We start from the raw sequence: 12,092 nt of genomic DNA, 5'->3' as shown, positions 1-12,092 counted from the left end.
GCGTGCTGGCCGACGGGCTGGAGTCCCGGCGCGCGGACGTGGTCGCCGTCGCCGACCGGGAGACCGCGCTCGGCCAGCCAAGGCTCAACGGCGAGCTGACCAGAACCGCCTACCAGCTACGGCTGTTCGCCGACGTGCTCACCGACGGCGGCTACCTCGAGGCCGCGATCGACCACGCCGGCGACACGCCCATGGGCCCGCGCCCGGACCTGCGCCGGATGCTCGTGCCGCTGGGCCCGGTCGCGGTCTTCGGCGCGAGCAACTTCCCGCTGGCCTTCTCCGTGCCCGGCGGGGACACCGCGGCCGCGCTCGCCGCCGGCTGCCCGGTGGTGGTCAAGGCGCACGGCGCGCACCCGGCGACCTCCCAGCTGTGCTTCGAGATCCTCACCCTGGCGGCCGGCGAGGCGGGCGCGCCCGATGGCACGCTCGGTCTGGTGCACGGGGTGCGCGCGGGTGCCGACCTGGTCGCCGACCCGGCCATCCGCGCGGTCGGCTTCACCGGCTCGGTGGCCGGCGGGCGGGCGCTGCTGGCGATCATCGAGCAGCGGCCGGAGCCGGTGCCGTTCTTCGGTGAGCTCGGCAGCCTCAACCCGATCGTGGTCACCCCGGCGGCCGCGGCCGAACGCGCCGAGACGATCGGCCGTGAGCTGGTCGGCTCGTTCACGTTGGGCGCCGGGCAGTTCTGCACGAAACCGGGCCTGGTGCTGGTGCCGGCCGGGGACGCGGGCGACGGTGTGGTCGGCGCGATGGCCGGCGCGGTACGGGAGACCGGCCAGCAGGTGTTGCTCACCGAGGGGATCGCCGACTCGTTCGGTCGCGGCGCGGCCGAACTGGCCGACGCGCCGGGGGTCGAGGTGCTCGCCCGCGGGGTGGACGCGGATGGCTCCGGGTTCACCGCGACACCGCTGCTGCTCGGCACGTCGGCCGGCCGGCTGCCGGCGGCGGTCACCGAGGAGTGCTTCGGCCCGGTCACCGTCGTCGTGCGCTACGCCGGGGACGACGAGCTGTTCGCGACGCTGGCGCGGCTGCCGTCGTCGCTGACCGCGAGCGTGCTGCGCGGCGCGGGCGAGACCGCGCTGGCGCTGTCGCAGCGACTGCTGGCGCGGGCCGGGCGGCTGGTCTACGACGGTTACCCCACGGGCGTCGCGGTGTCCTGGGCACAGCACCACGGTGGCCCGTGGCCGTCGACCAACACCCAGCACACCTCCGTCGGCACCACGGCCATCCGGCGCTTCCTGCGCCCGGTGACCTGGCAGAACGCGCCGGCCGACGTACTGCCGGCCGAACTGGCCGACGACTACGGGGCCATCCCGCGCCGCGTCGACGGCGTGCTGGAGCTGCCCTGACGTCGGTGCTCGCCGGGTTCGGCGCCCTGGTCGCGGTCATCGCCGTCGGGTGGGTCGCCGGCCGGGTCCGGGTGCTCGGCGACGACGCGGCCGGTGTGCTGTCACGGCTGTCGTACTTCGTGGCGACGCCGGCGCTGTTGCTGCTCACCCTGGCCGACGCCGACCCCGGCGTGCTGGCCTCGCCGGCGCTGATCGCGACCGGGGGCAGCGCGCTGGTGTGCGCGCTGCTCTACATGGTGTTCGCCAGGTGGCGCTGGCGGTCGTCGCCGGCACACCTGGCGACCGGCGCGCTCGCGTCCTCCTATGTCAACGCCGCCAACCTCGGCCTGCCGATCTCGGTGTACGTGCTCGGCGACGCGTCCTATGTCGCGCCGGTGCTGCTGTTCCAGGTGCTGGTGCTCGCGCCGGTCGGGTTGAGCGTGCTCGCCGGCTCGCGGGCAGGCGACTCCCGCCTGCGGCAGCTCACCGGGCCGTTGCGCACGCCGATCGTCGTCGGCTGCGTGCTCGGGCTCGCGGTGGGGGCCAGCGGGTGGCGGCTGCCGACCGTGGTGGCCCAGCCGGTCGAGCTGCTGGCCGCGCTCGCGGTGCCGGCCGCGCTGCTGGCCTACGGCATGAACCTCAACGGCGCGCCCCGCCCGGCCGCGGGCGACGCGGCCGGGCAGGTGTGGCTCGCCGTGGTGCTCAAGACGTTGGCCCAGCCGGTGTTCGCCTACGCGCTCGGGCGGTGGGTGGCCGGACTGCACGGGCTCGCCCTGCTCGCGGTCACCGTCACCTCGGCCCTGCCGACGGCGCAGAACGTGTTCGTCTACGCCGCCGCCTACGACCGCGGCACCGCGCTGGCCCGCGACGTGGTGCTGCTCAGCACCCTGGGCTCAGTACCAGTACTCGCCGGCATCGCGGTATTGCTGACCTAACGCGAGCTAGGGGGAGCGGAGTTGGGAGACTCGGACGTCCAGGTTGCGGAAGTGCTCGGTCATCGCGATCTCCGCGCGGGCCACGTCGTGCTTGCGCAGCGCGGTGACGATCGCCCGGTGCCGGCGCACCGTCTGCAGGGGATGCGGATCGGTGACGCCGAGCCGGTGGTTGACCCGGTGGAAGACGTCCCAGAACGCCCGCAGCAGTTGGGTCACCAACGCGTTGTTCAGCGAGCGGTACAGGATCTCGTGGAACTCCCGGTCCTCGTCGGCGAAGGTCTCGCCGGACTTGGCGCGGTCACTCATCCTGCGGGTGACCTCGTCGAGCGCGGCGAGGTCGGTGTCCGGGACGGTGGCCGCGACGCGCCGGATCAACGCGTTCTCCAGCGCCTCGCGCACCTCCAGGATCTCCTCCATCGAACGCAGGTCGCGGCCGATGTCGTGCAGCGCGCGGAAGGTGAGCCCGTCGGCCAGCGGGTCGAGCGACAGCCGGCCGACATAGGTGCCGTAGCCGTGGCGGATCTCCACGATGTCCAGCGCCTGCAACGCCTTGAGCGCCTCCCGGACCGAGTTGCGGCTGACCCCGAGCGTCTCGACCAGTTCGGTCTCGGTGGGCAGCGGGTCACCCGACTTCAGGCCACGGCTGAGAATCAGCCCGGTGATCTCATCTCTGATCGCCCGACCCATTCTGGTGGCCAACTTGGCCGGCGTGTGCTGCGTCACGAGGACCTCCCGCGTGGAACCTTAGAGCAGACCGGCGTCGGCGAGGTGGAGCCGCACTGCATCGCGTTCCGCGTCGGTCAACGCGATCATCGGCAGGCTCGTGGTCGCGTTGGCGATCACGCCGCGGGCGACCAACGCCTCCTTGAACGCGCCGATCGCCGAGGAGTACCGGCCGATCCGGTTGCCGCCGACCCGGATCACCTCGAACAGCCGCCGCAGCCGGGCCTGTTCGGCGCGGGCGGTCTCCCAGTCCTGCTGACGGGCCGCCTCGTAGAGCCGGACGTAGCCGTGCGGGTCGAAGTTCCCCACCCCCGGCACCAACCCGTGCGCGCCGATGAACAGCCCGAGGTCGGCGAGGGTCTCCGAACCCGAGTAGCACTGGAACGTGGCGCGGTCGGTGGCCGACAGCACGTCGCGCAGCCCGTCCAGGTCGCCACTGGAGTCCTTCAACGCGGCCAGGGTGCCGTCCTGCGCCAGTTCCACGACGACGTCGGTGGGCAGCTTGGAACCGACCGAGACGGGGATGTCGTAGGCGAACAGCGGCAGGTCGACCGCCGCGCGGATGGCCCGGAAGTGGCCGGGGAACTCCGATGGGTGGGTCGGCGCGTAGAACGGCGCGGTCGCCACCAACATGTCCGCGCCGGACGCCTTGGCCGCGCGCGCGTGCTCGATCACCCTGGGCGTGGTGGTGTCGATGATCCCGGCGAGCACCGGCACCTGGCCGGCCGCCACCCCGGCGACCACTTCCAGCGCCCGGTACCGCGTGTCGTCGGGGAGGTAGGCGACCTCGCCGGTGGACCCGGTGACGAACAGGCCGTGTACGCCGGCGTCGATGAGGAACGCGGCGAGGCGTTCCAGCGATGCCACGTCCAGCTCCCGTTCTGGCGTCAGCGGGGTGCACACGGGCGGGACAACGCCGCCGTCGAGCTGTGTCAAGACTGTCTCCCTTGCGGACCGGGAACGGGTGCCATACGGTCACCCGACATCCTACGTCCTATGTCCAATGTCCTACGCCGAACAGGGGTGTCATCACCATGAGCTCGATCGTCCGGAACCGGTTGGGCCGGTTCGCGTACGGGGCCGACTACAACCCGGAACAGTGGCCGGAGTCGTTGTGGGACGAGGATATGGCGCTGATGCGCGAGACCGGGGTGACCATGGTCTCCGCCGGTATCTTCAGTTGGGCGGTCGTCGAGCCCGAGCCGGGACGGCACGACTTCGGTTGGTTCGACCGCGTGTTGGATCGCTTGGCGGACAACGAGATCGGCGTCTGCCTGGCCACCATGACCGCGTCCCCGCCGCCGTGGTTGGCCCACCGCTACCCGGAAACGCTGCCCCGCCGCGCGGACGGCACCGTGCTCTGGCCGGGCGGGCGCCAGCACTACTGCCCATCCAGCCCGGTCTACCGCGAGCACGCCGCCCGGTTGGTGGAGACCATTGCCGAGCGCTACGCCGGCCACCCGGCGCTGGCCATGTGGCACGTGAACAACGAATACGGTTGCCACGTACCGGAATGCTTCTGCGACACCTCCGCCGAGGCGTTCCGCGGCTGGCTCGCCGACCGGTACGGCTCGGTGGACGCGCTCAACGACGCGTGGTCCACCACCTTCTGGTCGCAGCGCTACGGCGACTTCGCGCAGGTGTACCCGCCGCGCACCGCGCCGACGTTTCCCAACCCGGCACAGGTGGTCGACTACAAGCGGTTCTCCTCCGCCGCGCTGCTGGACTGTTTCCTGCTGGAGAAGCGGATTCTGCGCCGCGTAACGCCGGATGTGCCGATCACCACGAACTTCGTCGGGGCCTGGCACCGGATCGACGTCGCCGACTGGGCGCCACACCTGGACGTGGTCTCCTACGACTCCTACCCCGACCCGCACGACCCGACGACCGTGGTCCAGGCGGCCATGACGTTCGACCGGATGCGTGCCCAGCACGGCGCGCCGTGGCTGCTGCTCGAACAGGCGCCCAGCGCGGTGAACTGGCGCACCCGCAACGCCCCCAAGGAACCCGGCCAGCTGCGGCGCTGGAGCTACCAGGCGATCGCCCGCGGCGCGGACGCGGTGATGTACTTCCAGTGGCGCCAGTCCAGGGGCGGTGCCGAACGGTTCCACTCGGCGATGGTTCCCCACGGTGGCAAGGAGACCAGGACCTACCGCGAGGTCGCGGCGCTCGGCGCGGAGCTGGCACGGCTCGAGCCGCTGCTCGGCTCGACGGTCGACGCGCCGGTCGCGCTGCTGACCGACTGGGCCAACGGCTGGGCGCTGCAGGGCAACGCGCTGCCGTCCTCGACGCTCACCCTCGAGGAGACCGACCTGGCGCACTACCGTCCACTGTGGAACGAACGGGTCGCGGTCGACGTGGTCGCGCCGACCGTCGACCTCAGCGGCTACCGGCTGGTCGTGGTGCCCAACCTCTACGCGGTCGAGCTGGACGTCGCGCGACGGCTGGTGGACTACGTCCGGGCTGGCGGACACCTGCTGATGTCGTTCTTCTCCGGCATCGTCGACGGCAACGACCGGGTGCACCTCGGCGGCTATCCCGGGCCGTTCCGCGAACTGCTCGGCCTCACCGTGGAGGAGTTCTGGCCGCTGGCCGAGGCCGGCACCATCGCGCTCGGCGCTGGCGGCACCGGTAGCCACTGGTCGGAGTGGATCACCGCGGCGGGTGCCGAGGTGCTGGACACGTTCGCCACCGGCACGCTCGCCGGGCGGCCAGCCGTGCTGCGCAACGAGTTCGGCGCCGGTGTCGCCAGCTATCTCGGCACCCGGCCGGACGAGGCGACCATGGCCGTCGTGGTCGGCCGCGTGCTCGCCGACGCCGGCGTCGGACCCGTGCTGCCCGGCGTGCCAGCCGGGGTCGAGGTGGTCGAGCGGCAGGGGTCCGGCCGTTGGCTGTTCCTGTTGAACCACAACGACACCGACGCGGTCGTGCCGCTGCCGGCCGGTGCGGTGGACGCACTGACCGGCGAGCCGCTGCCTACCGAGGCGCGGCTCGCCGGTCGGGATGTGCTGGTCGCTCAACTGGCGGCGTCGGGCTTGGCCAGCTCGCGCAGGGAGAGCTGAGTGAAGGTGATCGTCTCGTAGCTGCCGCTGACGCCGGTCTCGTACAGCAGCCCGATCTTCGAGCCGGACAGCTGGACGAGATCGGAGTACGCGGCCGGCGCGTCGGACACCACGTGTGCCGTCCGCCAGGTCGCCCCGCCGTCCGCGCTCGCCCTGATCGTCAGCGAGCGGCGGGCGGTCGGGTTGGCCGGGCCGGAGAACAGCAGTGTGTGCGGCCGCACGGTCTGCAGCACGGTGCCCTGCACCTTGGGAATGCTCAGCCCAGGCTGCTGGGCGTAGGGCGCGGCGAGCGACTTGCCACCGTCCAGGCTGTAGCCGTCGACGCGGTTCGTGCCGGTGCCCTGGTTGCGGGCGTTGAAGTACAGCCGGCCGTCCGGCAGCTCGGCGACGGTCGTCTCGTTGGACGCGATGGTGGTGTCGCCGATGTCCTCGGTGAAGCCGATCCGCCAGGTCCGGCCGCCGTCGTCGCTGATCAGGTCGTGGCCGCCGTAGTACTTGGCCTCGTTGCCGATGTCGGACGAGCCGGCGGGCGGGGCGACCGAGTGGTTGGCGGGCACCACGATCCGGCCGGCGTGGCGGCCGTGCTTGAGCACGATCGCGTGGCCGGGGGCGGTGGCATACCAGCGCCAGTCCGCCTTCTTGGCGACGGAGGTGATCTCCTTGGGCGTGGTCCAGCTGCGGCCGTTGTTCTCGCTGCGCTGGACGAAGACCCGCCGACTGTCCTCAGGGGACACCTCGCCGGACATGATCTCCTTTTCGGAGACCCGGCCGTTGGTGGTGGTCAGCAGCACGATGTCGCCGCCGGGGAGCACCACCGGTGCCGGGTTGCCGGCGGTGGCGTCGCCGTTGGTGGACACCACCGACATCGGTCCCCACGAGCAACCGCCGTCGGTCGACCGGCGCAGTACGACCTTGATCGCGCCGCTGTCGCCAGCCGACTCGACCCGGCCCTCGGCGAAGGCGAGCACTGTGCCGCCCTTGCCCTGGACCACCGCCGGGATGCGGAAGGTGTGATAGCCCTCGGTGCCCGAGGTGTAGGGCACCGAGGTGCAGCCGGGACGGGGGGTCGCGGCCGCCGGCTGGGCGAGCGGAACGCCCAGCATCGCGACGGCCAGCGCGGCTAACGCCACACGGGATTTCCTCACGGTCGTACGCCTCCTTGAATGGGGTTGACCCGGTCGAGCGGCAGGTGCAGCACCTCGCCCGCCGATACGTCCCTGTTGGACAGTCGAAGCCGGTCGAGCTCGGCCGGGCTCAGCGCGCGGTCGTGGTACCGGACCTCGTCCAGCCCACCGAGCAGGCGCTGTTGGTAGTCCTGCCGCTGGCCGAGGTGCAGCTGGAAGTTCACCCGCTCACTGAGCGAGCCGGCGACCGCGGGACCGGCCGCGACCCGCTCGCCGTCCACCCACAGCAGCAGCTGTCCGGCGGAGCGCTGCACCGCGACGTGGTGCCACTGGCCGTCGTCGTAGGCCTCGGTGGTCTGGACCGACGCGCTGCCCTCGGCGGTGGTCATCAATGCCCGCAGCCGGTTGCTGCCCGGCTCGGCGCGCAGCCACAGCTGTGGTGCGGTGGTGCCCATGCCGCCAAGCCACACCAGCGACTGGTCGCCCCTGGCGATGCCGTAGCGGAACCACATGCTGATCGTCAGGTCGCCGTCGCCTGGCAGCTGCGCGGGGTGGTAGGGCACCCGAAGGTAGTCGTCGACACCGTCGAACTCCAGGCTCCGGCCGAACTTCCCGGCCGTGGTCCGCGCGTCCCCGAGCACGTAGCTCGGTGTCCGGTTCCGCGAAGTGTCCACAGTGGTCGGACCGACCGGCTCACGCCAGCCGAGGTACTCCTCGTTGAACCTGGTGAAGCGGATCTCGTCGCGGGCGTCCACCGGGCCGCCCTCGTAGAGCAGTCCGATCTCGGTCGACCGCGCCCGCTGGTCGGTGATCTGCACCAGATCGGAGTAGCCGGACCAGTCGTTGGTGATCTTGGTGCCTTGTTCGGCGCTGTCCCAGGTGCGTCCGCCGTTGTAGGACGAGCGGATCATCATCCACCGCCGCCGGTCGGTGTCCGACGGCGCGGAGAACAGCATCCGGTCCCCGCGCCCCGCCCGCCGCAGGCGCAGCACCGCACCCTGGACGGTCGGGGTGATCAGGTCGGGGATCGCGGTCCAGTCGGTGCTGAACGACTCGCCGCCGTCCCGGCTGACCGCGAAGGACCGGTTGCCGACGGCCGTGCCACCCTGCTCGCGGGCGCTCGCGTACACCGAGCCGTCCGCCAGCTCGGTCACGGTGATCTCCTGCGGCTTCTGGGTGAACGTGCCGCCAGGGGTGAACTCGGTGCGGCCGACCGCGCCGACCTGCCAGCTCTCGCCGTGGTCGTCGCTGTAGACCAGCGCGCCGTCGTTGGCGTAGGCCTGCGTGCCGTTGCTCGCCTCGCCGCTGACCCCGAACACGAGCCGGCCGGCGTGCCGGCCCCGGGTGAGCTGGATGCCGTGCACCGGACCGGTGGCGATCCACCAGTCCCACTCGGGCAGCGTCACGTGCTCGCTCATGTCGACCGGCTCGGTCCACGTGCGACCGTCGTCGTCGCTGTACTGCAGGTGCGGCGTGCGGGCGCAGGGCGTCGCGCACGGCCCGTCGTCGTCCCGGCCGGCGTTGTAGGTGGTGAACAGGAAGATCCGGCCGGTGACCTCGTCCACGATCGGCACCGGGTTGCCGTGGGTGTCCCCGAGGCCCTCGTTCACCAGCGAGAGCGGTGACCAGGTCCGGCCGCCGTCGGTGGACCGCTTCAGCACGACGTCGATGTCGCCGGTGTCACCGCAGTTGTCCACCCTGCCCTCGGCGAAGGCCAGCAGTGTCCCCTGTGGACCGCGCACGATCGCCGGGATGCGGAAGCAGGCGTAGCCCTGCTCGTTGGCGGCGTTGAACAGGACCTGCTGTTCGATGAACGGCGCTGGCGCGGTCTCGGCCGAGGACTGGGCGGTGGACTGGGCGAGCGAACCGACCAGCACGGCGCACAGCGCGCCGACGAGCAGTGGAGCTCTCACGAGCACTTCCTCTACGACTCTGGGTGGATGCAGTGGTAGGTATGGCCCTCGGCCGCGGTGGCCAGCGGGGGAACTTCGGTGGCGCACTCGTCGGTGGCCTTCCAGCAGCGGGTGCGGAACCCGCAGCCGCTCGGCGGTCTGGTCGCCGATGGCACCGGTCCACTGAGGATGATCGGCTCGACGTCGTGCAGCAGGCTCGGCGTCGCGGAGAACAACGCCCGCATGTACGGGTGGTGCGTGCCGTCCGGCACGGCGGTGGCCGGCGCCTCCTCGACGATGCGCCCCAGGTACATGGTGATGATCCGGTCGCTCATCTTGCGCACGGTCTGGATGTCGTGGGACACGAACACCATCGCGAGGTTGAGCCGCTCCCGCAGGTCGATGAGCAGGTTCAGGATCTGCGCGCGGACCGACACGTCCAGCGCGGAGGTCGGCTCGTCGGCCACCAGCAGCGCCGGCCGCAGCGCGAGCGCCCGCGCGATGGCGACGCGTTGGCGCTGTCCGCCGGAGAGCTGACCGGGAACCGCGTCCGCGACGCTGTCCGGCAGGCCAACCAACGACATCAGCTCACGGACGCGGTCGGCGCGCTGCGCCGGGGTGCCGTCGCGGTGCACGTCCAGCGGGTCCCGGATGATCTTCTCCACCGACAGTCGCCGGTTGAGCGCGGTCGTCGGGTCCTGGAAGATCATCCCGACGTTGCGGCCGAAGCTGCTCGCCCGCTCCGCCGAGGTCATCCCCCACAGCGACTCGCCCTGGTAGTGCACGGATCCCTTGGTCGGGCGCTGCAGGCCGACGATCACCTTGGCCAAAGTGGACTTCCCGCACCCGGACTCGCCGACCACGCCGACCGTCTCACCTGGATTCAGCACCAGGCCGGCGGAGGTGAGCGCGTAGACGTTGTCGTGGCCGAACAGCCGCGCGGCCCGGATCCGGTGCACCACGTGCACGTCGTCGAGTTCCAACAGGGGAGTCGACTGGGGAGTCATGGCGCGACCACCTCCGCGGGCTGTTCGGCCGGGAAGTGGCAGGCGACCCGGTGGGTCAACGTGTCGCCGTCGGCGATCGGCTGCTCGTGGCGGCAGATGTCACGCGCGGCCGGGCACCGGTCGGCGAAGCGGCAGCCCGGCGCGAAGTCCGCCGGGGAGGGCACCACACCCTTGATCTGGGTGAGCGTGGCCTTGTTCTCCTCCAACGACAGCACCGCGCTCAGCAGACCGCGGGTGTAGTGGTGGCGGGGTGCGCCGACCACCTGGGCGATGGTGCCGGTCTCGGCGACCTGCCCGCCGTACATGACCACGACCCGATCGGCCACTTCGGACACCAGCGCGAGGTCGTGGGACACCAGTACCAGCGCGAACCCCAGCTCCTCCCGCAGCCGCAACAACAACTGCATGATCTGGGCCTGCACGGTGACGTCCAGCGCGGTGGTCGGCTCGTCGGCGACGATCAGTCGCGGGTCGCGCGACAGCGCCATCGCGATCAGCACCCGCTGGCGCTGTCCGCCGGACAGCTCGTGCGGGTAGGCGCGCAGCGTGCGCTCCGGATCGAGGTTCACCAGCTCGAGCAGCTCGGCCGGGGTGCGGGTGCCGCCGCGCCGGGTGAACTGCTTGAGCTGCGAGCGGATCGTCATCGCCGGGTTCAGCGAGCTGAGCGCGTCCTGGTAGATCATCGCCAGGTCGTGGCCGAAGTAGCGGCGGCGCTGGCGCGGGCTGAGCGCGAGCAGGTCCCGTTGGGCGAACCGGACCTGGCCGGCGACCTGCGCGGTGTCCGGCAGCAGCCCCATGATCGCCAGTGAGGTCAACGTCTTGCCGCACCCGGACTCGCCGATCAGGCCGAGCACCTCGCCGGAACGGACGAAGAAGGACACGTCGTCGACCACGCGGACGCCGTTGTGCCGGTCCCGGAACGAGATCGCCAGGTGCTCGACGTCGAGCACGGTGTCCCTTCCGGACAGATCGCGGGTGCGCGCGCCGAGCCGCTGGCCCGCTTCCCGCAGGCCCTCGATCGGCAGTACCGGTGCGACGCGTTCCTCGATGGCCGCCGGTGCCTCGGCCGCCTCCTTGGCGGCCTTGCCGGCGCGGGCCCGGCGCGCGGACGGGCGCGCCCACGCGTCGGAGATCCCTTCGGAGAGCACGTTCAGCGTGAGCACGGTGACCAGGATCATCAGGCCGGGGAACAGGGTCGCCCACCAGCCGCCGGTGAGCACCAGCTCCTTGCCGTTGGCCAGCACCGAGCCCCAGGACGGGTCCGGCTGCTGGATGCCGGCGCCGATGAACGACAGGGACGCCTCGAAGACGATCGCGTCGGCCACCATCACCGTGCAGAACACCAGCACCGGGGCCGCGCAGTTGACCGCGACGTGCCGGCTGAGGATGTAGCCGCGCTTGGCGCCGATGATCCGCTCGGCGTCGACGTAGTCCTCGCTGTACTGCGCGAGCACGTTGGCCCGCACGACCCTGGCCACCGACGGCATGTAGAGGAAGCCGAGCGCGAGGATCAGCACCAGGATGCCGCGGCCGAACACCGCCACCAGCACCGCGGCCAGCGCGATCCCGGGGAAGGCCATCACCACGTCGAGGATCCGCATGATCGTCTCGTCGACCCGGCGGCCGGAGGTGGCCGCGATCGCGCCGATCAGCGCGCCGACGACCAGCGCGAGCACCGTGGCGCCAAGGCCGATCGCCAGCGACCAGCGGGCGCCGTGCATGACCCTGGAGAAGATGTCGCGCCCGGAGGAGTCGGTGCCGAACCAGTGGTCCCCGGTCGGACCGTCCACATCGGAGCCAAGCAGGTACGGGTCGTGCGCGCTGATCAGCGGCGCGAACACCGCCGCGAGCGCGAGCAGCACCAACACCGCGAGCGAGATCCAGGACGTGACCCCCAACCGCCGGAACCGAACCCCGCCGCCCCGACTCAACCGCTCAGTCAACCCCCGCCGCATCAAGCCACCCCCTCACGGGTCCCGGTCGGAACGCAGCGAAGGGTCCCTTCGCTGCACTGGACGCAGTGA

9 protein-coding genes are annotated in these 12,092 nt (G+C 71.6%); 3 read left to right on the top strand and 6 right to left on the bottom strand.

Going from position 1 to position 12,092, the window contains the following annotated elements; translation table 11 throughout:
• Positions 1-1,346: aldehyde dehydrogenase (NADP(+)) (locus ACYVIP_RS24480; protein ID WP_460400232.1), on the top strand; the 1,346-nt coding region annotated here is incomplete at its 5' end.
• A gap of 5 nt (positions 1,347-1,351) precedes the next feature.
• Positions 1,352-2,260: an AEC family transporter gene (locus ACYVIP_RS24475; protein WP_460400230.1), complete on the top strand. Its 909-nt coding sequence runs from the start codon at positions 1,352-1,354 to the stop codon at positions 2,258-2,260.
• 6 nt (positions 2,261-2,266) lie between these two features.
• Here the strand turns inward: ACYVIP_RS24475 and ACYVIP_RS24470 are convergent, their stop codons facing one another.
• Both ACYVIP_RS24470 and ACYVIP_RS24465 read right to left on the bottom strand, forming a co-directional pair.
• Positions 2,267-2,983 (bottom strand): FadR/GntR family transcriptional regulator, encoded by a 717-nt coding sequence (locus ACYVIP_RS24470; protein ID WP_460400228.1) that lies wholly within the window; start codon positions 2,981-2,983, stop codon positions 2,267-2,269.
• A 21-nt stretch (positions 2,984-3,004) separates the two neighbouring features.
• On the bottom strand, positions 3,005-3,919 hold the full coding sequence (locus ACYVIP_RS24465; protein WP_460400226.1) for a dihydrodipicolinate synthase family protein: 915 nt from the start codon (positions 3,917-3,919) through the stop codon (positions 3,005-3,007).
• A gap of 98 nt (positions 3,920-4,017) precedes the next feature.
• Between ACYVIP_RS24465 and ACYVIP_RS24460 the strand changes: the two genes are divergently transcribed.
• Entirely contained in the window at positions 4,018-6,045 is a 2,028-nt protein-coding gene (locus tag ACYVIP_RS24460) for a beta-galactosidase (protein ID WP_460400224.1), read from the top strand.
• On the opposite strand, the gene ACYVIP_RS24455 is transcribed toward ACYVIP_RS24460, so the two are convergent.
• The 4 genes from ACYVIP_RS24455 to ACYVIP_RS24440 are packed head-to-tail and all read right to left on the bottom strand — an operon-like array spanning position 6,000 to position 12,023.
• Complete coding sequence (locus ACYVIP_RS24455; protein WP_460400222.1) at positions 6,000-7,190, bottom strand: sialidase family protein; 1,191 nt, start codon at positions 7,188-7,190, stop codon at positions 6,000-6,002. The two genes, ACYVIP_RS24460 and ACYVIP_RS24455, sit on opposite strands and share 46 nt — an antisense overlap.
• Positions 7,187-9,082, bottom strand: coding sequence for an exo-alpha-sialidase (locus ACYVIP_RS24450; protein ID WP_460400220.1), 1,896 nt, complete (start codon positions 9,080-9,082; stop codon positions 7,187-7,189). Before ACYVIP_RS24450 ends, ACYVIP_RS24455 begins: the two co-directional genes overlap by 4 nt.
• Before the next feature lie 11 nt (positions 9,083-9,093).
• Positions 9,094-10,068 (bottom strand): oligopeptide/dipeptide ABC transporter ATP-binding protein, encoded by a 975-nt coding sequence (locus ACYVIP_RS24445; RefSeq protein ID WP_460400218.1) that lies wholly within the window; start codon positions 10,066-10,068, stop codon positions 9,094-9,096.
• Complete coding sequence (locus ACYVIP_RS24440; protein ID WP_460400216.1) at positions 10,065-12,023, bottom strand: dipeptide/oligopeptide/nickel ABC transporter permease/ATP-binding protein; 1,959 nt, start codon at positions 12,021-12,023, stop codon at positions 10,065-10,067. The genes ACYVIP_RS24445 and ACYVIP_RS24440 overlap by 4 nt, the downstream gene beginning before the upstream one ends.
• Positions 12,024-12,092: the final 69 nt, after the last annotated feature.

The sequence above is a fragment of the Actinophytocola sediminis genome, from assembly GCF_054779715.1.
The sequence above is the reverse complement of the archived record's forward strand: the minus strand, read 5'-3'. Positions and strand labels throughout refer to the sequence as shown.